Origin of the sequence: Caballeronia sp. LZ034LL, assembly GCF_031451215.1 — a bacterium.
Classification (GTDB): Bacteria; Pseudomonadota; Gammaproteobacteria; order Burkholderiales; family Burkholderiaceae; genus Caballeronia.
The window spans coordinates 675004-698602 of the sequence record NZ_JARUXR010000001.1 but is presented as its reverse complement, the minus strand read 5'-3'; the positions used below and the strand labels follow the sequence as shown (position 1 = coordinate 698602).

The window sequence follows — 23599 nt, the reverse complement described above, 5'->3', positions numbered from 1 at the left end:
GGGGGACGAGGTCTATCGCACAGACCGCGGCATTGACGCAGTCGTTGACCAATCGGCGTGTCTACTTATGTGCGAAATTTTGGCATTATCGTGGTTTTCGTACACCGCACGCTAACCGCCGGCGCAGCACTTAAGATGAAACTTCATGGCGGCCAAGTTGCTGCACTTTCCGCATTCGTAAATAGCTTGAAATTGATGCCCGGTATGGTATTTGAAACGCCAGACCGCGCTGTGGCGTCCAAGCTGAGTGATCAAATACTGAAAGCACCTCCGTGGAAAAACTATATCGACGAAGCGGATCTTTTCAACATTATCTGGAGGGCGGCATATCTCGGGACGATTGCCTACCCCAACGATGTCTCTGGCCCTCTTAATCAATTGGACGGCGGGCAAGCGGCCAACCGGCTGATCAGCAGTATCAGTGAGGCATTGGAGGAAATTCCCTCGGCGATCGAGATTTTCATTCCATTGAATGGCATCGGTGACCTACAACAGGCGGAGATCACCCTCACGGAAAAAGTGTCGCTCATCGACAACGCGCATAGTGAAGAGGTATCCGCTTTCCTTGGAGCAGTGAAACCCAGCAACGATCTCTTTCATATGCTGGGCGCAAGACGCGCATCGGGTCCAACCCGGAGATTGCGCTACCTCAAAGTTCGCGAAACGGGTCTTGCAGACGACAACGCTGACAGCCAAGTGATGCGTAGCGCGCTCGCTGAGACGAAGCATCTCGTCTTTGTGGCTCTGGCGACCGGTGCATTTAGTCTTGCTTTCAGTTCGCGGCGATGGGATATGCGAAGCAACGCGGATGACATACCCTGTCTCGTCGTAGAACGAAAACAAAAAGGACCTGTGGTGCATGGGGTGGCGATCCCATATGACCTGAGCCATTTCCTACAGCGGTTGCAATTCAAGGAACCTCTTCAGGTGATCGACTACCAACCTGGAAAGGGCTTACTGACATCTGGAATGCGAGCGGCTTCCAACGCCGCTGAGGTTCACCAGGCGGTGACCGGTCTCCTGCATACAGCATCCAGATTCTCATCGCTCAACTCGCCGGACGCTGTGTCAATCAGGGCAGCAATGGAGTGGTACGTCGACTCATCGGCCACCTCGAACGAGAGCGTCGCCTTTCTGCAGCGATGCATCGGGTTGGAAGCCTTGCTGGGCTCCGACGGAGGTCGCAGAGACGTGACGGACCGCTTAGCCGACCGGTACGCCTACCTTCTCGGGAAGACGGAATCTGAACGAGGGACGCTGCGGCGCGCGTTCAAAGGAATGTACAGCCATCGAAGCGATGTTGTTCACGGCAGGGCGAGCAAACTTTTGTCGGCCCACAAGACCGCCAGCCTAGAGTCTGCTGACATGCTGTTGAAGTGCACGTGGGCAGAGATGCACAACGTCCTGAAAGCAAACACGACGCTGTCGTAGTTTATGGTGGATGGGTTGGTGGATGAATCATATTGGTCGGCCTTAAACGCCCATCCATAAAGGGTGTAGTGCGGACACCGCCTCCGCCAGCACCCAATCAAAAGCCCCATGAGTCGCCGACTCAGGGGGCTTTGTCGTTTCTGGCCACCTTCCGGCCGCCCCCGCATGATCACTTTCTCATCTCCCGCTCATCGTGGCGACGCGGCCGTTTCGTACTCTATCCCTAACGCTGCTGCACCGGCCCGATCCGATTCGAACCACCCGCTCGCGGGACTAGCGAATACCACCGGACGCAGCAGCGCCGCCGTCCTCCGGGACGGCGCCGACGCACCTCACCTCGACGACCCCGCGCTGCACAAGCCAGCCGCGTCCCAGTCGTCGTCAGGCCACGCGCACGACGGAACTGGTGGCCCGTCGTGCTTTGGTCCGGGCACTCCCGCCCGGACATTTTTTTTTGGCTCCTCGCCTCGACATCCAAGAGCGCCGAGGCAAACCTCACCGCTCCCGCACAATCCGCTACTCAAGCCCCCACTGCCGTACCGCACTGGCTGCAAAACTTCGCGCCTTGCACGAGTGCCTGACTACATTGCGCACACGACTGCGGCACGAGCGGCGTCGCGCACTGCGAGCAGAAGCGCGCGCCTTCCTGCTGGCTCGTATTGCATCTCGGGCAGCTGACACCGGCGGGCGGACGCGTCGGCGCCGCCGGAGCGGGCGCCCTTCCCCAGCCCTCGTTCCCGTGTCCGCCATGATGACCGTGACCACCTCCGTGACCACCGTCATGCGAACGGCCATGACCGCCCTGCACCGACTCCCCGCGATGCCCGCCAAACGCGCGCTCGAACCAGTTCATGCCATTCCTCCCGAAAAGCGAAAATCGAAAGTCGTAAGTCGAAGTCACTTGCGCAGCAGCCGCAAACCATTCCCCACCACGAGTAAACTCGCGCCGACATCGGCGAACACGGCCATCCACATGGTCCCGATGCCCCCGATGGTCAGCCCCAGGAACACCGCCTTGATCCCCAGCGCCAGCACGATGTTCTGCACCAGCACGCGATGCGTCGCCTTCGACAAGCGGATGAACGCGGGAATCTTTCTGAGGTCATCGTCCATCAGCGCGACATCGGCGGTTTCGATGGCCGTGTCCGTGCCCATCGCGCCCATCGCAAAGCCAATGTCCGCGCGCGCCAGCGCCGGCGCATCGTTGATGCCGTCGCCGACCATGCCCACGGTCGTGCCCCCCGCCGAGAGCTGTTCGACGGCCCGCAGCTTGTCCTCGGGTAACTGATCGCCCTCGGCGCGATCGACGCCCACTTCGCGGGCAATCGCCGCCGCGGTGTGCGCGTTGTCGCCGGTGAGCATGACGGTGCGCACACCGAGCGCATGCAGCTCGGCGACGGCCGCGCGGCTCGTGTCCTTCACCGTGTCCGCGACGGCGAACAGCGCCAGCACGCGCTCTTCATCGGCGAGCATCACGACGGTCCTGCCGTTTTTCTCATGGCGTTGCAGTTGCGCTTCGAGCTCCGTCGAACACAGGCCGAGCGCCTCCACCATCCGGTGATTGCCGAGCGTATGACGACGCCCGTTCACGCGGCCCGCGATGCCTTGCCCCGGCAGCGCTTCGAAGTCGTCGACGGGCAGCAGGCCGACCGCGTCCGCCGCGCCGGCGCGAGCGATGGCCGTCGATACCGGATGATCGGAGCGGCTCGACAAGCTGACGGCGATCGCGCGCACATCGGCGTCCGGGAGATCGTTCGTCGTCTGTTCGAACGCCACCTGCACCGGCTTGCCGTGAGTCAGCGTGCCGGTCTTGTCGAGCGCGAGCCAGCGCAGTTTCCGGCCTTGTTCCAGAAAGGTCCCGCCCTTCACGAGCATGCCCTTGCGGGCCGCCGCGGCCAGTCCGCTGACGATGGACACCGGCGTCGAGATCACCAGCGCGCACGGGCACGCGATCACGAGCAACACCAGCGCCTTGTACAGCCACGCGAGCCACGCACCCGCGAACAGCAGCGGCGGCAGCACGGCGACGCCCACCGCGACGAGGAACACGATCGGCGTGTAGATGCGGGCGAACTGATCGACGAAGCGCTGCGTCGGCGCGCGCGTGCCTTGCGCGTTCTCCACCGCGTGGATGATGCGGGCGAGCGTCGACTGGCCGGCGACGGCCGTCACCTCGTACTCGAACGACCCGGACTGGTTGATCGTGCCGGCGAAGACGTCATCGCCGGGCCCTTTCTCGACGGGCAGGCTCTCGCCGGTGATGGGCGACTGATCGATCGTCGAGCGGCCCGTGCTGATCCGGCCGTCCAGCGCGACGCGCTCGCCCGGCCGCACGCGCGCAATGGCGCCGGGTGTGACTGCCGTCGCCTCGACGTCGCGCCACGAACCGTCCGGCTGCCTGACGGTGGCGGTATCGGGCGCCAGCTTCATCAATCCTTCGATGGCATTGCGCGCGCGATCGAGCGAGCGTGCCTCGATCAGTTCGGCGATCGTGAACAGCACCATCACCATCGCGGCCTCGGGCCATTGGCGCAGCGCGAGCGCGCCGGTCACCGCGATGCTCATCAGCGCGTTGATGTTGAGGTTCAGGTTGCGTATGGCGACCCAGCCTTTCTTGTAAGTGCCGACGCCCGAACCCGCGATCGCCAGCACCGCGAGCGCCGCGACGAGCCACTCGGGTGCGCCGAGCCAGTTCGCGGCTTCCGCGCACAAGGCGGCGACGCAGGCCGCCCCGAGCAGCCACATGGGCTTGCGGGACGGCGCGGGAGAAGCGGCGCGGGCGCCGGGTTTCGCGTCGTCCGCGAGTTCCGTCGCGAAGCCGAGCGACGTGAGCGCCTTGAGCACGGCATCGAGTCCATCGGGTCGATGCACGACCGTCAGCACGCGCTGCATCAGGTTGAACTGCATCTCGCTGACTTCCGGCAGCGCGCCGAGCTTCTTGCGGATCAGCGCTTCCTCGGTCGGGCAGTCCATCTGCGCGATGCGCATCTGCGTGCGGACGAAGTCGCCTGCGGTAACCGACGGGGCCAGCGCGGCCTGGTCGTGGCCGTGTGCATGGTCGTGGTCGTGGTCATGTTCATGCCCGCCACACTGTGCGTGTCCGACGGCACGCACGTCCTGCTCCTTTCGAAGCTCGATGATCGAATCATGTCCTTCGCAGCACTGTTTCATTTTCGCTATCCCTTTACGCCATGGGGCGAGTAAACACCCTGGAGGAACTCCAGGGTCAAGGGACGATTCGGTGAAAACAGTCCTTTCTCGTGACAGCACGTCAACGCGTACAGGACGCTGTGGGAAGGAAATCAGGAATCAGCCGGGCGCGTCGAGCCATCGTCGGGCCATTCGCGCTTTGTCGGTCATGCGTGAAAATCGCGGTGAACAGACAGGCCGCAAGCCCATCTAACCGCCCACATTGATCCCTACGAGGAGACGCATATGAAATCAGGCCGCATCCTGCCCTTTCTCTTCGGCGCGCTGCTTGCCGCCAGTCTGCCGGCGCAGGCCCAGCCCAATCCGAACGCGCAATGGCGGCATTCGGAAACCACCTTCTTCGATCTCATCCAGAACGGCTACGGCATCGTCTCGGTGACGAGCGTGGCCGCCCGCAGCACCGGCCTGCCTGAAGACACTTACATCCTGCAAAAGACCAATAGCGTGTTCCGCTGCGTTGAAACCCGCGCGGCGGAAACGGGCGCAGTGAGAGCGTCGGCGCCGCTGCGCTGCGCCGAACTGGTCAAGCCCTACGTCGACTGACTCACGCCCGTTGCCCGCCGAAGGCGCCGAGCTTCAACCCACCGGCGTCTCGCCCTCGCCCGATTCCTTGCCCGGCCGATCATTCGGTCCCTGCTTGCGGTTCTCGTCGCTCCGCTCCGGCAGCTTGCTCTTTTCGTTGTCGCTATGCTCGGCCGGCTGGGCATTGTCCGGCGCTTGATTGTCTGCGTTCATGATCGGCTCCTTGGAAGCTTTCCTTGTGAAAGCCAAGGCAGCAAGTCGCGCGCCCGCACGATCGTGTCGACGTCGCCCATCCGGCCCGCAGGCACTACCATGGAAGGAGAGCCTTCCACGGTGCCCTCCCATGTCCGCCTCTCTCCGTTCGGCTGTAGCCGCCCCGCTCGGCGCGTGCGCCGTGCTCGCGCTGACGTCATGCACCTTCACGCCGCCGCCCGGTGTCGTCGCGGCGCGCACAACCGCGCTGCCCGCAGCGCAAGGCTCGACCCTCGACGACTACAAGCAGCGCATCGCGCAACGCATCTTCGAGCGCAATCCGTCGCTGGTGCTCAGGGGCACGCCGCAAGCGATGCTGCGTTCCTTCGTGCTCGTCGCGTTCACGGTGGATCGCGGCGGCCGGCTGATCGATTCGTCCGTGTACCGCACCAACGGCGACGACGAAGCCGAAGCCACCGCGCTGGCCTCGCTGCGTCGCGCGGCGCCGTTGCCCGCACCGCCCGCGCGGCTGCTGAACGGCAATGGCCAGCTGGAGTTGTTCGAAGGCTGGATGTTCAACGACAACGGCCAGTTCCAGCTGCAAACCTCGCACTCGCCGCAGGCGACGACCATCGACTGACATCGACCGGTGGCGGCCGCCACGCACGCTCGTTATAATTTTTCACACCCCGGCCGGACCCGCTTCCGGCGTGGCCTTCGCCCCGCGCCCACCCCGCGCGCCCTGCGAAGCGCCTCAGGCGCAGCCCATCTGCGCCGCGACCACGCGCGGTACTCGCGCATGCCGCCCGACGCTGGCTCCCAGCGTCACCGCTGTCACCGCATGACCATCCCTACAAAAAGCTGACACGCCGGTCGACGACATCGTTCGTCATCCCATCGCCCTTCGTCCGGCGATGCGCGCGACAATCGACGGCGACAGTCGACGGCGCCACACCCCGACGCAGCAACGAATCAACGCAACACGCATCAACGCCAAGACAACGGAGACAGCATGTCCTCACCCTCGCTCTCCGCCGCCAAGCCCGGCGACGGATCCCAAAGCGCTTCCCGCGTGATTTTCGCGAGCTTCATCGGCACCGCGATCGAGTTCTACGATTTCTATGTCTATGCGACCGCCGCCGCGCTCGTCATCGGCCCTGTGTTCTTTCCGCACGACTCGCCCGCCGCGCAGGCGCTGTCGGCGTTCGTCACCTTCGGCATCGCGTTCGTCGCGCGGCCGATCGGCTCGTTCCTGTTCGGACATTTTGGCGACCGCATCGGCCGCAAGTCGACTCTCGTCGCCTCGCTGCTGGTCATGGGGCTCTCCACGACCCTGATCGGTTTCGTCCCTGGCTACGATTCCATCGGCAGCCTCGCGCCGATCCTGCTGTGCGTGCTGCGCTTCGGCCAGGGCATCGGTCTCGGCGGCGAATGGGGCGGCGCGGCGCTGCTGGCTACCGAGTACGCGCCCAAAGGCAAGCGCGGGCTGTTCGGGATGTTCCCGCAGCTCGGGCCGTCGATCGGCTTCCTCGCGTCCAACGGCCTGTTCTTCGGTCTGGCGCTGTCGCTCACCGACGAACAGTTCCGCAGCTGGGGCTGGCGCGTGCCGTTCATCGTCAGCGCGGTGCTGGTTGCGCTCGGCCTGTACGTGCGCCTGAAAATCGCGGAGACGCCGGCGTTCCGCGCAGCCGTCGAGCGCGAGGAGCGCGTCAAGGTGCCGGTCGCGACCCTGCTCGGCAGTCACCTCGTGCCCACGCTGCTCGGCGCGTTCGCGATGGTCGTCTGCTACACGCTGTTCTACATCTCGACGGTGTTTTCGCTGTCGTTCGGCGTCGGCAAGCTGCACTTCGCGCGCGAGACCTTCCTCGGCCTGCTGTGCTTCGCGGTGCTGTTCATGGCGCTCGCCACGCCCATTTCCGCGATCGCCAGCGACCGCTTCGGACGCAAGCCGGTGCTGGTGGTCGGCTGCCTGCTCGCGATCCTGTCCGGCTTCACGATGGCGCCGCTGCTCGGCAGCGGCAACACGATCCAGGTGGCGCTGTTCCTGACGATCGAACTGTTCCTGATGGGCGTGACCTTCGCGCCGATGGGCGCGCTGCTGCCCGAACTGTTCCCGACCAACGTGCGCTACACCGGCGCGGGCGTCGCGTACAACCTGGGCGGGATTCTGGGGGCGTCGGTGGCGCCGTACATCGCGCAATTGCTGGCGAATCGCGGCGGCCTGACGTGGGTGGGCGGGTATGTATCGGCGGCGGCGGCGGTCAGCCTCATCGCCGTGCTGTGCATGCGTGAGACCCGCGATATCACGATGGAGTGAGCCCGGCGCCGCTCAGCGGTCGTGCCGGTTGCCGGCCTGCACGGGCACCGGCCGGCCGTTGACGAGCGCGACGCGCGGCGGCGCCGGCCGCTGCGCCTGCCTGACCTCCTTGTCGCGCGCGGCCTTCGCTGCCTTGCGATCGGCCCAGAACCGCGCGAGCGCCAGCAGCGTGACGATGGCGATGCCATCCGCGATCAATCCCAGGATCCAGTGCGACGGATAGCGTCCGAGTCCGAGCACGCCCATCGCCCGCAGCGCGGAATCCAGCACGAGCGACACGCACGCCCCCGCGATGAAGCACACGAGCCCCTGCTGCCCGATCGTCACGATGCCCGGCAGCTTGCGCGCGAGCCGTCCAATCCAGCCTGAATAGACCGCGCGCGCGACGATCCACGCAATGGCGGCAAAGCTCACGATGCGCAGGGTCGCGAGATTCTGTTTCATGAATCCCGGCGGCGGCTGCATTTCGAAGAACAGCTTGTAGAACGCGAAGACCAGCGCGACGGCGATCGCCACAGCGGTCAGCGCACGCGCGACGCGGCTCGCATGAAACCCTTCGCTGATCGGCTGGACCCGCGCGAGCATGCCGGTCACGAACATCAGCTGCCACGCGAAGGGATTGAACGACCACGCTTCCGCATAGGTGCCGGGCAACGCGCGAGCGAGCGGCGCGGCCGCGAGCCAGACCAGCAGGCTCGCGAAGATCGCGATGACCGGCTTCTTCTGCGCCAGCGGCACGACCACGGGCACGGCAAGGGCAAAGACGGCGTACATCGGCAATACCGCCGACAGATACGGCTGCTGCCTGAGCGTCACGATCTCGCCGATCAGACCGAGCGGCCGCGCAAGGAAATTGGGCCATTCGGTGTACTGGAGCATCGGCGTGTCGATCTTCAGCGCCATCATCAGGCCGCCGCCAATCAGCATCAGGAACGCCGTGAACAGATAGGCGCGATAGATTTCCCAGCTGCGGCGGAAAAAACGTCGGCGTGCGGCCCTGATGCTACGGCGAGTCGCAAGCGCCGTATAAGCCGCCGCCGACGCGTAACCGCCCAGGAAGACAAACACTTCGGCGGAATCGCAAAAGGCGTATTGATGCAGCGTGAAGCGCGACAGCACACTTCCCGTTATATGGTCTACCGCGATAATCAGCAGCACGATTCCTCGAAAGAAATCGACTTCGAGAGAACGTGTTGTCGGGGAAGTCATCTGGTGAATGCTCCACGGGCTGCGGTTCGGCGCCGACGGGAAAGCGTCACGCGCACATACGGGGTTTGTACTGACTCCCGAGAGAAAATTCCCTTTATCGACCGTTATTTAAAGTAACACCCGATGTCAGTCGGCAAGCTGGCGGCAATATGACTTTTCGGCCCGCTATTCAGTCATTTTTGCTGTGCTTATACTCGGTGCGGCATCGAAACAAGTTCGACAAAACGATTCGCGGATTCTTCCGCGCTTCAATCAGGAGGCCGACATGCGTTTTCATCTTCAAGGCTCGCATCTGGTTGCAATGATCGCCATCGCGCTGCTGAGCGCCCTGCTGCTCGCCGTGAAATACCGGCCGGCAACCTGGCGCGGCGTGGTCGTCGAAGCGGTGATTGCGAATGTCGGCGCCATCCTGGCGGTCGTCGCGTTCGAAGTCCTCACTGCCTGAACCACTTGTTCGCCCGCAAAAAGTTTCAAACCGTTTGAACTTCGCTGCCAGAGGGCTGTCACACCGGGCAATGTCGTTCAGGCGTCCGGCTCTTTCCGGGTGGTCGAACGACTCCCTTCTCCTCTCCGTTCCTGCTAGCGTGGGAACGTTCAAGGGCGCCAGGCGAAAGCCTCGCGCCTGTTCTTTTTTCTGCCTGCGCATCCCGTAGTTCAAGCGATGCTTCGCTCAGTCGCAGCGAACATGCCTGGCCCGCTTCGTCGGTTCAGGACTTCCCGCGTTCTGCGCGTGCCCGGCATGGCGAAATGACCCGAATCAGATCCAGTGCCCCGGCACATAGCGATACTGCCCGCGATACGGCGACCACACGCCCGCGATCCAGCGCCGGCCCGCGCGCACTTCGACCCAGCGTCCGGCGGCCCAGACATAGCGGCCTTGCCAGACCCAGTGTCCGGTTTCCCAGATGAAGCCCGCACGCGGCGGCGGAATGCGCTCGTAGCGCGGCGCGGGCGGCGCGCTCGGCGCGATGATCACCGCGGCGGCGTACGCCCCGGACAGCGTGACGGCGCCGGCGGCGATGATCGCGCTCTGAACGAGCAGGCGGCGAAGGGACACTTTCATGAACGACCTCTTGTCGGAAAACATCGAACGCGCGCGCAGGGCGCACGGGCAAAGCTCGCGGCGCAGGAACCTCCGCGAAACAGTTCAATGTGCCGACCGGCTGATGCGATGACACGCGCAGGCGTGCCAGCAGCCCGAATTCGAAACGATGTGTGGACAAGTGTCAGCGACTGTTGATGCGCCTGCTCGCGCCATCTCGAAGCATGGAAAAAGAAGCACGCAAACGATAGCGCCGCAAACGAAAGAGCCGGAATCATGCGATTCCGGCTCTTTCTGGAAAGCAAACGGTGCGGCACGCAGACGCGCCGCACGACGTCACGCTTGCGGAATTTCGATCTTCACTTCCAGCACTTCGAGATCGTCCTGACGTTCGAGGCTGACCCGAATGTCGTCGTTGGAAATCTTCACGTACTTCGAAATCACCGCAACGAGTTCCCGTTGCAACGCCGGCAGGTAATCGGCGGCGGCTTTGCCACCTGCGCGCTCGTGCGCAATGATCAACTGCAAGCGTTCCTTCGCGACCGAAGCGGACTTTTTCTTCTCGCCCAGCAAAAACGAAAGAATCGACATTGCGTCCCCTTACTTGGTGCCGAAGATGCGTTGCAGCAGGCCGGGCTTTTGATAATCGGTGAAGCGCAGCGGCTTCTGCTCGCCGAGAAAGCGCGACACCACGTCCTTGTACGATTCGGCGACATCCGTGCCGTCGAGATGCACGGCGGGCAAGCCCTGGTTCGATGCGTGCAGCACCGCTTCCGACTCCGGAATCACGCCGATCAGATCGATGCGCAAGATCTCCTGGATGTCGCTCAGCGACAGCATCTCGCCTTCGGAGACACGCTTCGGGTTGTAGCGCGTGATGAGCAGGTGTTCCTTGATCGGCTCCTTGCCTTCCATCGCGCGCTTGGTCTTCGACGAGAGAATGCCGAGGATGCGGTCCGAGTCGCGCACCGACGAGACTTCCGGATTCGTCACGATGAGCGCTTCATCGGCGAAGTGCATGGCCATCAGCGCGCCGGATTCGATACCCGCCGGCGAATCGCAGATGATGTATTCGAAGTCCATCTTGACCAGCTCGTCGATCACCTTCTCGACGCCTTCGAGCGTGAGCGCGTCTTTATCGCGGGTCTGCGAAGCCGGCAGGATGAACAGGTTCTCGCACTTCTTGTCCTTGATGAGCGCCTGATGCAAATTGGCTTCGCCCTGGATGACGTTGATCAGGTCGTACACCACGCGGCGTTCGCAACCCATGATGAGGTCGAGATTGCGCAGACCGACGTCGAAGTCGATCACGGCCGTCTTGTGGCCGCGCAATGCGAGCGCCGATGCGAAGCTCGCGCTGGTGGTCGTCTTGCCGACGCCGCCCTTTCCCGAAGTCACCACAATGATTTTTGCCATACAAGTACCTTGTGTTCGTCAATAGGTCCGCTCGCGTTGCCTGGAGCGCGCGCTGAGGCATCGGTGGCGCGCGGGTGGAGGCGACTCGTCAGGTCAGCCGCAGCGGTTCGATCATCAGTTTTTCTTCGTTCAGCCAGATCTGCACCGGCTTGCTCAGCACGTCGGCCGGCAGCGGGTTCTCGGTGGTCCGGTAGATTCCCGCGATGGAGATCAGTTCCGGTTCGAGACACGTGCAGAAAATCCGCGCGTCGAGATTGCCGTGCACGCCTGCGAGCGCGCGGCCCCGCAACGGCGCATAGATATGGATATTCCCTTCCGCGATGACCTCGGCCCCGTAGGACACGAGCCCGAGTACGATCAGGTCGCCCTTTGCGTAGACCTGCTGGCCCGAACGCAGCGGCCGGTCGATGATGGTCGCCGGCTGCGGCAGCGTCGCGGGCGGCGGCGTATTGGCGACGGCGGCCTCGATCACGGCAGCGGCCTCGGTGTTGGGCTTGGCTTCGTCGACGGAAGGCTTCGGCGCGCCCCGGCGATCGCGGGCTTCGAGGATCGGCAGACCGCCTTCGTTGGCCCACTGGATGGCCCACGTCTGCGCAGGCAGCGCGACCACGCCGATGGGACGCATGCGCACGCCGGCGAGCACGGTGTGCAGATCGGTGAGCGAGACGCGCTCGTTCTCAGCGAGACGTCGAACGTCGATGGCGACGACATCGCCTGCGAAGAATTCGGGAGTCGCTTCGAAACGCCGCGTGAGTTCGGTGCGCAGGGCATCGAGGTCGGGAGTCTTGACGACGAAGAGAAGCGTGTCGACGGAGCCGCTGCGCAGTTCGAAATAGGGCGTTTTGTTGAGCGACATAGGAACGGCCAAAAATTTTGCGTATTTTACAGGCGTTGTCGCACACGGCCATAATTTTTGGCTCGAATTCAGCTATCGGAAACGCGAAGTGCGACGAGAGATGCGACGAGAGGTGCGTGCCGCGCGCACGCTGGTAACGACCGCGATGCGCGCTTAAACAGGCTGCCCGGAATGCAGCCGATGCACATAGAGGGATTCGGCTTCCTGCTCATGCAGGGGCATGGCGCGACGGTCGCCGGTCGGGCCGAAGCCCAGGCGTTCGTAGAAGCGCATCGCGGTGCGGTTCTCATCGGCGATCCATGCGTGCACGTCGGCCGCGCCCTGCTCCGCGAGCCATTGCGATGCCACGTTCACGAGCAGTTCGCCGCCGCGCAGATGACGCACTGCCGGCGCGACCCACAGCGCGTTCACGAAGGCGCGCCCGCCCGGTGCGTCCTCGATGTACGCATGCACCAGCCCGCACGGATGGCCTTCGGTGTACAGCAGGAAAGTCGCGAGCTTGTCGGCGCTGGCGTGCAGCGCGGCGGTATCGTCGAATTGGGAAGGTTCGAGCAACAGCGCATCTTCAAGCGTCTCGCCGAATGCGTAAGGCGCCTCGCGCAGCGATGCCGTGCGAAGTTCGCGCAGGACCGGACCTTGTTGCGCAGCGATGCGGCTGACGGTCAATGAGGGACTCATGCGGGCAATTTCTCTCTGACTTCAGGCTCCATGCGCGCGGCTCGTGCGGCCGGTCCGGCATGTGTAGCCATGGGCGTAGCTTCAACCGATCGGGCGAACCCGTCAATTCCTAAATCCGGGAAAGTGCTTTACAGCGCACATGGCAATGCGTAGCCGTGCTCATGGTCGCATCGCGCATTCACGGCGCCGCGTACGCGCCGGTGCCGTCGGGCCAGGGCGTGAGCAATTCAAAACCTTCCTCGGTCACGGCCACCATGTGTTCCCACTGCGCCGACAGCGAGCGGTCCTTGGTCGTCACGGTCCAGCCGTCGCGCGACTGCTGCGTGGCGGCGCGGCCCGCGTTGATCATCGGCTCGATCGTGAACACGAGGCCCGGCTTGAGGCGCAGGCCCGCGCCGCGCTGACCGTAGTGCAGCACTTGCGGGTCTTCGTGATACACGCGGCCGATGCCGTGACCGCAGTATTCGCGCACCACGGAAAAGCCTTCCCGATGCGCCACGCCCTGGATCGCCGCCCCGATGTCGCCGAGCGTCGCGCCCGGGCGCACTTCGCGGATGCCGGCCACCATCGCCTCGTACGTGGTTTCAGTGAGGCGGCGCGCCTCGGCGTTCGGTGTGCCGGCGAAGTACATGCGGCTCGTGTCGCCGTAGTAGCCGTCCTTGATGATGGCGACATCGATGTTGATGATGTCGCCGTCCTTCAGCTCCTTCGGCCCGGGAATGCCGTGGCAGACGACGTGATTCACCGAGGTGCAGACGGTTTTGGGAAAGCCCATGTAGCCGACGTTGGCGGGAATGGCTTTCAGTTCGTCGACGATAAAGCGGTTGCAGAGGGCGTCGAGTTCGTCGGTGGTGACGCCGGGGCGGACGTGTTCGCCGATCATCGCGAGAACTTCGGCGGCCAGGCGGCCGGAGATGCGCAACTTGTCGATGTCTGCGGGAGTCTTGAGCGTGATGGCCATGGGGCGATGCAGATGGGTTCAGCGGCCTGCGTGCGCGGCCTTCGACCGGATTTCAGGCGGACGGCGCACGAGGACAATGGGGCCGATGATAGCATTCCGGCGCCCCCGCTCCTTGGCCGGAGGCGCCAGGACACGGTTGCGGACATGCACTCTTGTGATGCACGCGGCTTTGTGTTTTAGTGGCCCGGGTTCAGACTTGCCGGAGCGTGACTACCTTGCCTCGATTTGCCCATTTGTTTGCTACCGTCGCGGGCGCCGCTGCCCTCGCCGCCTGCAGTTCGACGAGCGGTCCCGAGTTGCGCGCGTCAAAGCCCGTGATCCATGTTTCATCGGCGCGGCCTGCGTCGGATATTTCCAGCTGCCTGCAACGCATGATTCCGTCCGCGCAGACCCGGCGCGCGCAGGGTTCGACCGAGGTGATGGTCGGGTCGAATGCGTGGCTCGTGACCTTGACGCCTTCGGTGTATGGGTCGGAGGTGAAGGTGCAGCAGTCATCCAGCGACGATGGCGGCGTGCCGGAGCCGGAGCTGCGGTTTGATATTGCCCGGTGTACGGTTTGAGGGCGTTATTCGGGCGTTGACGCGCGGTAGGTGACGCGCCGCGACGGGCGACGGACTAAGCGGTCCAGATTCGCTCACTTTCCCAGCCCGGCGGGAAACCTGCGGCGCGGATACTCACGAGCTCCGACCGCGGAAAAGTAAGGCAATGCGCTCTCACTCCATCAGACCATCCGCTTTCCGGGCAAATGACTTGCAACATGGTTTGGAGGATGCACAGCGTGCCGTATGTCCGCCGCCGTGCAAATTCATCTTTCGCCAGGTGGTGCAGGTATTGACGCGGTTGAGTGTCGGGGAGTTTCGGCGGTTCGGGGTGGTTGCGGTTCCACAGCCGTGAATGATGCGCAGCGACGTTTCGCACGAAATTGATCGTGCGTAGCCATGACGCCAGATGTTGTCCGCTGATTCCATATCGGCTTGCGATTTTGTTCTGATCGCCGTACTTCATCCCGGCGAAAAATTTCGACAGTAAGCCGAAGTCCCAAATCTCTGTGGCCACCCAGATTGGAAGCGCTGCGCCGTATTTCTGCGCATGATGGGCGACGAAATCTTCCTTGCGACTTTTTCTCAGTGCCTCTTTGTATTTCTCAAGCCACTCTTGATGTCGCGTGAGCCCTCTCGGACCCTGTCGTTTCTGGCAGAAATTCGCGTCCAGCTGAACTGTTGACTCGTGGGCACGACGATGCCGCCGCCCAAGCAAATGCGCGATATCGACGCGCACGGCGACCTCGACTCTCTCAATGGCGTCGAGGACGAGCAATCTCAATTTCCGGTCGAACTCGTAGAGTGCCTCGGCCAATTCGAACGACGCTCCGTCGAGAAAGTCATCGCTACGGCGGACATCGCTGCCTGGAGTCGGGACGCGAAGCGGGAACCAGTAGCCAACCAGACGGTAATAACCGATTCGTTGCAGCGTTGCTAAAGCCGCGGCATCGTCGCCGACAGCCAAGTTTCGCGATTTCAGGAGGGCCAGTTGGTCTGCGTAAGGGCGGTGCAGTTTTAACGGAGAGAATTCCGGCTTGTCGGTTGCCGTCATGCAAGGATCGGTCGCCACAAATGGAAATCCCCCACATGGGACACCAATCTTTCGATCGGGCTCAGAGGTGAGGGACATATTGGGGAGTGATTCTAGACGACCGATGGAAACCGTCAACAAGGAAAATCAAATCGAGATGAGCGCCACATAGGGGCATGGCTTCGCATACGCCAGAATGACGAAAGGCCGCCCAATGGGCGGCCTTTCTGTTTGATGCTTTCGATGTTCTTGGCGGAGAGGGTGGGATTCGAACCCACGGTACGGGAAAACCGTACGCCTGATTTCGAGTCAGGTACATTCGACCACTCTGCCACCTCTCCGTCTACCCTCTCGGGCCTTCGTCAAGCGGGTCGTTGCTCGGCGAAGAACGAAACTATATCGAAGTCTCCGGGCCTTGCCAAGCCCCTTTTGCCAACCTTCAGCAAAATAAGCGCGAGGCCGGCGTCATGCGCCCACAGCGGCTTCGATACGCTCCTGACCGCGCATATAAGGCCGCAACACAGCGGGAATCGTCACCGAGCCATCCGCGTTCTGGAAGTTCTCCAGCACCGCGACGAGCGTGCGGCCCACCGCCAGTCCCGAGCCGTTCAGCGTATGCACGAACTCCGGCTTGCCCTGGGCATTGCGGTAGCGCGCCTGCATGCGGCGCGCCTGGAAAGCCTCGGTGTTCGAGCAGCTCGAAATCTCGCGATACGTGTTCTGCGCCGGCAGCCAGACTTCGAGGTCGAAGGTCTTCGCCGCTGAAAAGCCCATGTCGCCCGTGCACAGCGTAATCAGGCGATACGGCAACTCCAGCTTCTGCAGGATGGCTTCGGCCTGGCCGACCATCTCGTCGAGCGCGGCGTACGAATGCTCGGGCGCCACGACCTGCACCATCTCCACCTTGTCGAACTGATGCTGGCGGATCAGGCCGCGCGTGTCGCGTCCATACGAGCCCGCTTCCGACCGAAAACACGGCGAATGCGCGGTGAGCTTCACGGGCAACGCGGCTGCGTCGAGAATGCTCTCGCGCACGGTGTTGGTCAGCGAGATCTCGGACGTGGAAATGAGGTACTGCGTGACCGTGTTCTCCTCGCCGCCCTTCTCCACGCGGAACATGTCGTCCGCGAACTTCGGCAGCTGGCCCGTGCCGTAGAGAATCTCCGGATTCACGATGTACGGCGTGTACGCCTCGGTATAGCCGTGCTGCTCGGTATGCGTGTCGATCATGAACTGCGCGAGCGCGCGATGCAGCCGCGCAATCTGTCCGCGCAACAGCGTGAAGCGCGCGCCCGACAGCTTCGCGCCGGTTTCGAAGTCGAGGCCCAGCGGCGCGCCGACATCCACATGGTCCTTGATCTCGAAATCGAACGCACGGGGCGTGCCCCAGCGCCGCACCTCGACGTTCTGCGTCTCGTCGCGGCCCACCGGCACGCTCTCGTGCGCCAGGTTCGGCACGGTGAGCATCAGGTCGGACAGGCGCTTCTGCACGTCGTCCAGCTTCGCCGCCGACTCCTTCATGGTGTCGCCGATCCCGCCCACTTCCGCCATCACCGCCGAGGTGTCCTCGCCGCGGCCCTTCATCGCGCCGATCTGCTTCGAGAGGCTGTTGCGGCGCGCCTGCAATTCTTCGGTGCGCGTCTGGATCTCGCGGCGCTCGGTTTCGAGCGCGGCAAACGCGGCGACATCGAGCGTGAAGCCCCGGTCGGCGAGGCGCTTCGCGACGCCGTCCAGGTCTTTGCGGAGGGTTTGGATATCGAGCATGGCGGGGCTGCTGGTTGAGTATTCGTGAAACGTCGATTCTAGCGCACGGCCAGCGCCGGCCGGACAGGCATCGGCGCTCAGCGCTTCTTGTCGTCGGGGTGTTCGCGCCGCCACGCAGCGTCGAGATCGCTGAGGCGCGCGAGCTTCTCGCCGATCTTGCCTTCGAGCCCGCGCGGCGTCGGCTGATACCACGCCGGCTCGCGCATGCCGTCGGGCAGATAGGTTTCGCCGGCGGCGTAGGCGTCGGGTTCGTCGTGCGCGTAGCGATATTCGTGACCGTAGCCGAGTTCCTTCATCAGCTTGGTCGGCGCGTTGCGCAGATGCACCGGCACGCCGCGCGACTGATCGCGGCCGACGAAGCGGCGCGCCTCGTTATACGCGTTGTAGCCGGCATTCGATTTCGGCGCGACCGCCAGATAGATCAAGGCCTGCGCAAGCGCCAGTTCGCCTTCCGGCGTGCCGAGGCGCTCGTAGGTCTCGGCGGCGTCGAGCGCGATGCGCGCGCCGCGCGGATCGGCGAGACCGATGTCCTCCCACGCCATCCGCACGATGCGCCGCGCCAGATAGCGCGGGTCCGCGCCGCCGTCGAGCATGCGGCAGAACCAGTACAGCGCGCCGTCGGGATTGCTGCCGCGCACCGACTTGTGCAGCGCGCTGATCTGATCGTAGAACGCATCGCCGCCCTTGTCGAAACGGCGCAGGTTCTCGGCGAGCGCGCTGCCGAGCAACGCGCCGTCGACTTCGCCCTGCTTCTGCTGCGCCGCCGCGCGCGCGACGATCTCGAGATTGTTCAGCAGCTTGCGGCCGTCGCCGTCGGCGGAACCGACCAGCGCATCGCGGGCCTCGTCCGTGAACGCGAGGCCGCCCAGCTCCCGGCTCGCGCGCTCGAGCAATTCCTTCAGTTCGTCGGCGTCGAGGCTCTTCAGCACGTAGACCGCCGCGCGCGACAAGAGCGCGCTGTTCACCTCGAACGACGGATTCTCGGTCGTCGCGCCGACGAACACGAACAGGCCGGACTCCACGTGCGGCAGGAAGGCGTCCTGCTGGCTCTTGTTGAAGCGATGCACTTCATCCACGAACACGAGCGTCTGATGTCCGTTCGCGCGATGAATCTGCGCCGTCTCCACGGCCTCGCGGATATCCTTGACACCGGAGAGCACCGCCGAAAGCGAGATGAACTGCGCGTGGAACGCGTCGGCCATGAGACGCGCGAGCGTGGTCTTGCCGACGCCGGGCGGGCCCCACAGGATCATCGAATGCGCTTCGCCCGATTCGAACGCGACGCGCAGCGGTTTGCTCGGGCCAAGCAGGTGCTTCTGGCCGATCACGTCGTCGATGGTGCGGGGGCGCAGGCGCTCCGCGAGCGGAACGGTGCCACGGTTTTCTTCGAACATGTGCTGTGCGATGCAGGTTGACGCGGTTGGGTGGATCGCGGCGATAATCTCGCGCTTCCCGAGAGAGGCGCCGGCCGGTGGCGGAACGGGTCATTATGACAGCCGGGCCGCGAGGGCATCGGACCCGCCTGCGCGCGACCGTCTCGGACAACGCATCGACCATATGAGGACGCAATCCGATGGGGCAAGAGCACACCACGAACGCCGCGGCGCACGGCGAAACTTCCACCTACGCGCCGCTCACCCCCGTGCCGCCCGAACGGCGCGCCTTCGCCACCCGCGACGCCTTCGCGCTGTGGTTCTCGCTCGGCATCGGCCTGCTGGTCGCGCAGGCGGGCGCGCTGCTGGTGCCGGGGCTGTCGCTGCCGCATGCGCTCGCGGCGATCGGCATCGGCACGGTGGTCGGCGTCGTGCTGCTGGCGCTCGCGGGCGTGATCGGCACGGACACCGGGCTCGCCGCCATGTCCTCGCTGCGGCCGACGCTCGGCGTGCGCGGCGCCTCCGTGCCGGCGGTGCTCAACGCGGTCCAGCTGGTCGGCTGGGGCTCGTTCGAGATCATCGTGATGCGCGATTCCGCCGACGCCCTCGCGAAGCAATCCTTCCATTTCTCGATGCCGATCGTATGGACGCTGATCTTCGGCGCGCTCGCCACCCTGCTCGCGGTGAGCGGCCCGCTGTCCTTCGTGCGGCGCTTCCTGCGCACCTGGGGCATCTGGCTGCTGCTCGGCGGCGCAGGCTGGCTGACCTGGAACCTGCTCGCGAAGCACGATCTCGCCGCGCTGATGGCGCGGCCCGGCACCGGCGAGATGTCGTTCGGCGCGGGTATCGACCTGGTCGTCGCGATGCCGCTGTCGTGGCTGCCGCTGATCGCCGACTACACGCGCTTCGGCCGCAGCGCGGGCGGCACGTTCCGCGGCACGCTGCTGGGCTACGGCATCGCGAATCTCTGGTTCTACGCGCTCGGCGCAATCTACGGTCTCGCGGCCGGCGGCGGCGACGCGCTCCTGACCACCGCGTTCGCGCAGGCGGGCGGCGGTCTGGCGCTGTTCCTGATCCTGATCGATGAAACCGACAACGCCTTCGCCGACATCCACTCCGCCGCCGTTTCAACCGGCACTTTCTGGGCGCGCGCCAGCGTGCCGCTGCTGTCGTGCGCGTTCGGGGCGCTGTGTACGCTGGTCGCGCTGGTCGTCGAGATGGGCAAATACCAGAACTTCCTGCTGCTGATCGGTTCGGTGTTCGCGCCGCTCTTCGGCGTGGTGCTGGCGGATCACTTCATCGTGCGCAAGCGCCGCATCGACACCGCCGTGCTCGCCGATCCCACCGGCCGCTACGGCTATTCCGGCGGCTGGCATGTGAGCGCGTTCATTGCGTGGGGCATCGGCATTGCCGCCTATCACGCGATCAACCAGTGGCTGCCGAACCTCGGCGCGACGCTGCCCGCGCTCGCGCTCGGCGCGGTGTGCTATCTGCTGCTCGTGGCGGGACGGCGGCGCGCGTACGCGTAAGGCCACGAGCAAGCGAGGCGATCAACGCGCCGCGCGATACTCGACGCCCGGTAGCACGCACAGCAGTTCGAAGGCGAGATTGGCGCCGAGCAGCGCCGTGGTGCCGAATGGATCGTAGGGCGGCGCGACTTCCACCAGATCCGCGCCGACGATATTCAGCCCGCGCGCGCCGCGCACGATCTCCAGCGCCTGCGGCACGGTCAGGCCGGCGATCTCCGGCGTGCCCGTGCCGGGCGCGAAGGCCGGATCGATGCCGTCGATATCGAACGTGATGTAGACCGGACCATCGCCCATCTGCGCGCGCACTTCGTCCATCAGCGGCGCGAGCGACTTGTTCCAGCATTCCTCCGTCTGCACGACGCGAAAGCCCTGGTCGCGGCACCAGTCGAAATCGCCGGCCTCGTAGCCGGTGCCGCGCAGCCCGATCTGCACGACGCGCGAGCAGTCCAGCAAGCCCTCCTCCACCGCGCGGCGAAACGGCGTGCCGTGCGCGATCCTCTCGCCGAACATGGTGTCGTTGACGTCCGCGTGGGCGTCGATGTGAATCAGCCCGACCTTGCCGTGCTTCGCGTGGATCGCGCGCAGGATCGGCAACGCGATGGTGTGATCGCCGCCGAGCGTGAGCGGCGTGCAGTCGTGCTGCAGGATCTCGCGATACGCACGCTCGATGCGGTCGATGGAATCGAGCAGGTTGTACGGATTGATCGCGACGTCGCCGATATCCGCGACGCGCAGCGAATCGAACGGCGCAGCGCGCGTCGCCATGTTGTACGGGCGCAGCAGCACGGATTCGCTGCGCACCTGACGCGGGCCGAAGCGCGCGCCGGTGCGGTTGGACGTGCCGAGATCGAACGGCACGCCGACGAAGCACGCATCCAGCCCGGCGGCGGACGGGACATGCGGCAGACGCATCATCGTCGTGATGCCGCCGCAGCGCGGCATCTGGTTGCCCGACAGCGGCTGCGGACGTTCGGCGCGGGCGTCGAGAAAGTGGGAATCGAAGTGTTCGGCGGGGGCAAACAGCGCGGAAGTATTCATGGCGTCGGATGAATCGGGATGGGGATGCTGTCATTCATAGCCGCTTTTGTCCGGCGTTAAAATGACGACAAAAACAACTTCACATCGATTTTTATCGATGTATCGGCGGTTCGCATGTTCACTCATTTGTCCGATCTCGATCTGCGGCTGATCCGCGTGTTTCTCGCCATTGGCGATGCGGGCGGCGTGTCCTCGGCGCAGGCCACGCTCAATGTCGGGCAGTCGACCATCAGCACGCAGCTCGCGACGCTCGAAACCCGGCTCGGCTATCGCCTGTGCGAGCGCGGCCGCGGCGGCTTCGCGCTGACATCGCGCGGCGAACAGTTCGTCGAGGCGTGCCGCACGCTGCTCGCGGCCATCGACACCTTCGACTCCACCGCCCGCAACGTCGGCAAGACGCTGGTCGGCACGCTTACGCTCGGGATGATCGGCAATACGCCGGTCAGCGCGAACGCACGCGTCAGCGAAGCCATCGCGCGCTTTCGCCAGCGCGACGAATCCGTGCGCTTCGCGGTGCTCGTGCGCTCGCCGGGCGAACTCGAAGAGATGCTGCTCTCAGGGCGCATCCAGATGGCGATCGGCTATTTCTGGCATCGCGTGCCGACGCTCGATTACGTCGAGATATTCGCCGAGGAACAGCTTGCCTACTGCGGACGTGGACATCCGCTGTTCGCGCGCGCGGGGCGTGTTCGCATGAGCGAGGCCAATGAGCACGACTGGGCATGGCGCAGCTATCCGCTGCCCGAGGCCGGGACGCTTGCGCCGCGACTCGTCGGCGCGGTCGCGGACAACATGGAGGCCGTCGCGATGCTCGTGCTGTCGGGACAGCATCTCGGCTATCTGCCCGAGCATTTCGCCGCGCCGTATGTGAAGGAAGGACTGCTCGCGCCGCTGAATCCCAGGGCGATGCGCTATCGCGTCGCGTTCCAGATGGTCACGCGGGCGAAGCGTGGGGGCGGTGCAGGCGGTGCGGGCCAGGCGAAACGCGAGATCGTCGATGCGTTCATCGAAGACATGCAGGCCGCGCACGGCTGAGATTGCTTATAGGCAAGCGTTTCAGGCCAGTATCGGCCCATCCACAAGCATGACAATTTTCTACAAATTGAATACCGGAAGCGTATTGATCGGGCAATACGACTTCTCCTAATATCAATTCATGGACATCTCAAAATTGAGCGCGACAACGGGTCCTGACGACCGGAAGCGTGCTCGGTTGCAGCGCTGACTGACCATCGCGGACGGGCAGCGCCTTCTCTTAAGACGAGGGAACCATGATCGACGCAAAGCTAAGTAGGGCACGACGGGCCGGACAACTCGTTCTGGCCAGCGCGATGAGTTACTGCGCGATGGCGAGCGCGGGCACGAACGGCGGCGTCATCTACTTCACGGGATCGATCGTGGCCTCGCCATTCGGCGTGTCGGTCGGATCGGGAAATGCATCTGCGACCGCCTCCCCGATGCGGATCGACCAGATGAGCGGACGCACCGCGCACGTGATGTTCTCCGCCGAGCCAAGCGATGCGCCGAGCGCCGCGGTGTCGATGTCGGTGATCGGCCACAGCCCGGCATCCGGCGCGCGCTTGCTCGCGACCCGCTTCACCGACAGCCGGGGCAACACCACGCCGTCCGATGCAGGCGGCACTTATCACGTAGGCAAACTTGGCGGCACGCTGTCGATGCGCGCGCTCGACGACACGCCCGCCTCCGTGACCCGCGTCCTGCTGACGACGAGCTACAACTGAGCCGCGAGGAAAGCACGGCCCGGCAGGTGCCGGGCCGCCTTGATCAACTGATGATCAGCCGTTGATCACGTCCGCGCCCTTCGGCACGGTGAACTTGAACGCATCGCTCTTGATGGGCGGGTTCTTCTGGATGTTCGAGAACGTGAGCAGCGTGACATTGCCGAACACGTCGTGCAGTTCCATCGCTTGCAGGTTGCCGTCCTTGAAGCCGATGCCGACCTTCTCGAACTGCGTGTCCTTCGCTTTCGGCGTGAGTTCGAGCCAGTCGATGCCGCCCTTCTCGCCCGCATCGCGCAGGTTGAAGTTCTTGTCGAGATCGTTGCTGCCGAACAGGATGGCCGCCGGGCTCGCACCCAGCGCGCCGCCGAGCGTGCGCACGGTGACCTGGTTCAGATCCTTGTCGTACACGTAGAGCTTGTCGCCGTCCGCCTGCAGGACCTGAGCGTACGGCTTCTGATACGACCAGATGAACTTGCCCGGCCGCGCGAACATGAACGTGCCGCTCGACGTCGTGCCCTTGGTCGGCACGGGCGTGGACGTGGCGCCGTTGTTGGCCTTGCCCGGCGCCTTGATTTCCTGTTGCGTGAAGTCGCCGCGCGCCGCCTTGACCTGCGACACGAACGCCTTCAGTTGTTCGGTGCCGCTTGCGAAGGCGTGCGACGCCAGCAGCATCGACGCTGAAAACAATGCGGCGCTCAGGACCTTGAGCGTGCGGCTCCCCGTATGGTGTTGCATCGTGGTGTTCTC

24 protein-coding genes and 1 tRNA gene are annotated in these 23599 nt (G+C 64.3%); 9 read left to right on the top strand and 16 right to left on the bottom strand.

Annotated elements, in window-relative coordinates:
* Window positions 1–135: 135 nt before the first annotated feature.
* Entirely contained in the window at window positions 136–1431 is a 1296-nt protein-coding gene (locus QCE83_RS03215; protein WP_309807583.1) for a HEPN domain-containing protein, read from the top strand.
* Between the two features lie 520 nt (window positions 1432–1951).
* Here QCE83_RS03215 and QCE83_RS03210 read toward each other — a convergent pair.
* Together QCE83_RS03210 and QCE83_RS03205 are read right to left on the bottom strand one after the other, a co-directional pair.
* Window positions 1952–2284, bottom strand: coding sequence for a zinc-ribbon domain-containing protein (locus QCE83_RS03210; RefSeq protein ID WP_309807581.1), 333 nt, complete (start codon window positions 2282–2284; stop codon window positions 1952–1954).
* A 44-nt stretch (window positions 2285–2328) separates the two neighbouring features.
* Window positions 2329–4602: a heavy metal translocating P-type ATPase gene (locus QCE83_RS03205; protein WP_309807580.1), complete on the bottom strand. Its 2274-nt coding sequence runs from the start codon at window positions 4600–4602 to the stop codon at window positions 2329–2331.
* A 264-nt stretch (window positions 4603–4866) separates the two neighbouring features.
* Here QCE83_RS03205 and QCE83_RS03200 point away from each other — a divergent pair, with 264 nt between their 5' ends.
* A complete protein-coding gene (locus QCE83_RS03200; RefSeq protein ID WP_309807579.1) occupies window positions 4867–5184 on the top strand; it encodes a hypothetical protein in 318 nt (105 codons plus the stop codon).
* Window positions 5185–5217: 33 nt separating this feature from the next.
* Here QCE83_RS03200 and QCE83_RS03195 read toward each other — a convergent pair whose 3' ends face one another.
* Window positions 5218–5376, bottom strand: coding sequence for a hypothetical protein (locus QCE83_RS03195; RefSeq protein ID WP_309807578.1), 159 nt, complete (start codon window positions 5374–5376; stop codon window positions 5218–5220).
* Window positions 5377–5506: 130 nt separating this feature from the next.
* Here QCE83_RS03195 and QCE83_RS03190 point away from each other — a divergent pair, with 130 nt between their 5' ends.
* Together QCE83_RS03190 and QCE83_RS03185 are read left to right on the top strand one after the other, a co-directional pair.
* Window positions 5507–5995: a TonB family protein gene (locus QCE83_RS03190; RefSeq protein ID WP_309807577.1), complete on the top strand. Its 489-nt coding sequence runs from the start codon at window positions 5507–5509 to the stop codon at window positions 5993–5995.
* Between the two features lie 372 nt (window positions 5996–6367).
* Window positions 6368–7672: an MFS transporter gene (locus QCE83_RS03185; protein WP_309807576.1), complete on the top strand. Its 1305-nt coding sequence runs from the start codon at window positions 6368–6370 to the stop codon at window positions 7670–7672.
* Window positions 7673–7684: 12 nt separating this feature from the next.
* Here QCE83_RS03185 and opgC read toward each other — a convergent pair whose 3' ends face one another.
* Entirely contained in the window at window positions 7685–8881 is a 1197-nt protein-coding gene (gene opgC, locus QCE83_RS03180) for an OpgC domain-containing protein (RefSeq protein ID WP_309807574.1), read from the bottom strand.
* 265 nt (window positions 8882–9146) lie between these two features.
* Between opgC and QCE83_RS03175 the strand changes: the two genes are divergently transcribed.
* Window positions 9147–9326 (top strand): hypothetical protein, encoded by a 180-nt coding sequence (locus QCE83_RS03175; RefSeq protein WP_309807573.1) that lies wholly within the window; start codon window positions 9147–9149, stop codon window positions 9324–9326.
* A gap of 312 nt (window positions 9327–9638) precedes the next feature.
* Here QCE83_RS03175 and QCE83_RS03170 read toward each other — a convergent pair whose 3' ends face one another.
* The 6 genes from QCE83_RS03170 to map form a co-directional block, all read right to left on the bottom strand.
* Window positions 9639–9944: a hypothetical protein gene (locus QCE83_RS03170; RefSeq protein WP_309807572.1), complete on the bottom strand. Its 306-nt coding sequence runs from the start codon at window positions 9942–9944 to the stop codon at window positions 9639–9641.
* Window positions 9945–10259: 315 nt separating this feature from the next.
* Window positions 10260–10514: a cell division topological specificity factor MinE gene (minE, locus tag QCE83_RS03165; protein WP_035926261.1), complete on the bottom strand. Its 255-nt coding sequence runs from the start codon at window positions 10512–10514 to the stop codon at window positions 10260–10262.
* A gap of 9 nt (window positions 10515–10523) precedes the next feature.
* Window positions 10524–11339, bottom strand: coding sequence for a septum site-determining protein MinD (gene minD / locus QCE83_RS03160; RefSeq protein WP_309807571.1), 816 nt, complete (start codon window positions 11337–11339; stop codon window positions 10524–10526).
* 88 nt (window positions 11340–11427) lie between these two features.
* Entirely contained in the window at window positions 11428–12195 is a 768-nt protein-coding gene (gene minC, locus QCE83_RS03155) for a septum site-determining protein MinC (RefSeq protein ID WP_309807570.1), read from the bottom strand.
* A 153-nt stretch (window positions 12196–12348) separates the two neighbouring features.
* A complete protein-coding gene (locus QCE83_RS03150; RefSeq protein ID WP_309807569.1) occupies window positions 12349–12873 on the bottom strand; it encodes a GNAT family N-acetyltransferase in 525 nt (174 codons plus the stop codon).
* A 178-nt stretch (window positions 12874–13051) separates the two neighbouring features.
* Window positions 13052–13834, bottom strand: a complete 783-nt coding sequence (map, locus tag QCE83_RS03145; RefSeq protein ID WP_309807568.1) for a type I methionyl aminopeptidase — start codon at window positions 13832–13834, stop codon at window positions 13052–13054.
* 233 nt (window positions 13835–14067) lie between these two features.
* Between map and QCE83_RS03140 the strand changes: the two genes are divergently transcribed.
* Entirely contained in the window at window positions 14068–14394 is a 327-nt protein-coding gene (locus QCE83_RS03140) for a hypothetical protein (protein WP_309807567.1), read from the top strand.
* Window positions 14395–14449: 55 nt separating this feature from the next.
* On the opposite strand, the gene QCE83_RS03135 is transcribed toward QCE83_RS03140, so the two are convergent.
* From QCE83_RS03135 to QCE83_RS03120, 4 genes are all read right to left on the bottom strand, one after another.
* The gene (locus QCE83_RS03135; RefSeq protein ID WP_309807566.1) at window positions 14450–15427 is read right to left on the bottom strand and encodes an Abi family protein; all 978 of its coding nucleotides are present in this window, start codon (window positions 15425–15427) and stop codon (window positions 14450–14452) included.
* Between the two features lie 229 nt (window positions 15428–15656).
* A tRNA-Ser gene (locus QCE83_RS03130) sits at window positions 15657–15747 on the bottom strand.
* 124 nt (window positions 15748–15871) lie between these two features.
* On the bottom strand, window positions 15872–17170 hold the full coding sequence (gene serS / locus QCE83_RS03125; protein WP_309807565.1) for a serine--tRNA ligase: 1299 nt from the start codon (window positions 17168–17170) through the stop codon (window positions 15872–15874).
* A 77-nt stretch (window positions 17171–17247) separates the two neighbouring features.
* Window positions 17248–18564 (bottom strand): replication-associated recombination protein A, encoded by a 1317-nt coding sequence (locus QCE83_RS03120; protein ID WP_309807564.1) that lies wholly within the window; start codon window positions 18562–18564, stop codon window positions 17248–17250.
* 179 nt (window positions 18565–18743) lie between these two features.
* Between QCE83_RS03120 and cytX the strand changes: the two genes are divergently transcribed.
* Window positions 18744–20072 carry a putative hydroxymethylpyrimidine transporter CytX gene (gene cytX / locus QCE83_RS03115; protein ID WP_309807563.1) on the top strand — a complete coding sequence of 443 codons (1329 nt, stop codon included), beginning with the start codon at window positions 18744–18746 and terminating at the stop codon, window positions 20070–20072.
* 21 nt (window positions 20073–20093) lie between these two features.
* Here cytX and speB read toward each other — a convergent pair whose 3' ends face one another.
* Window positions 20094–21110: an agmatinase gene (gene speB, locus QCE83_RS03110; RefSeq protein WP_309807562.1), complete on the bottom strand. Its 1017-nt coding sequence runs from the start codon at window positions 21108–21110 to the stop codon at window positions 20094–20096.
* Window positions 21111–21224: 114 nt separating this feature from the next.
* On the opposite strand from speB, the gene QCE83_RS03105 reads away from it, so the two are divergent.
* Window positions 21225–22145 (top strand): LysR family transcriptional regulator, encoded by a 921-nt coding sequence (locus tag QCE83_RS03105; protein WP_309807561.1) that lies wholly within the window; start codon window positions 21225–21227, stop codon window positions 22143–22145.
* A 236-nt stretch (window positions 22146–22381) separates the two neighbouring features.
* Window positions 22382–22852, top strand: a complete 471-nt coding sequence (locus QCE83_RS03100) for a hypothetical protein (RefSeq protein WP_309807560.1) — start codon at window positions 22382–22384, stop codon at window positions 22850–22852.
* Window positions 22853–22906: 54 nt separating this feature from the next.
* On the opposite strand, the gene lolA is transcribed toward QCE83_RS03100, so the two are convergent.
* The gene (gene lolA, locus QCE83_RS03095; RefSeq protein WP_309807559.1) at window positions 22907–23587 is read right to left on the bottom strand and encodes an outer membrane lipoprotein chaperone LolA; all 681 of its coding nucleotides are present in this window, start codon (window positions 23585–23587) and stop codon (window positions 22907–22909) included.
* Between the last annotated feature and the right edge of the window lie 12 nt (window positions 23588–23599).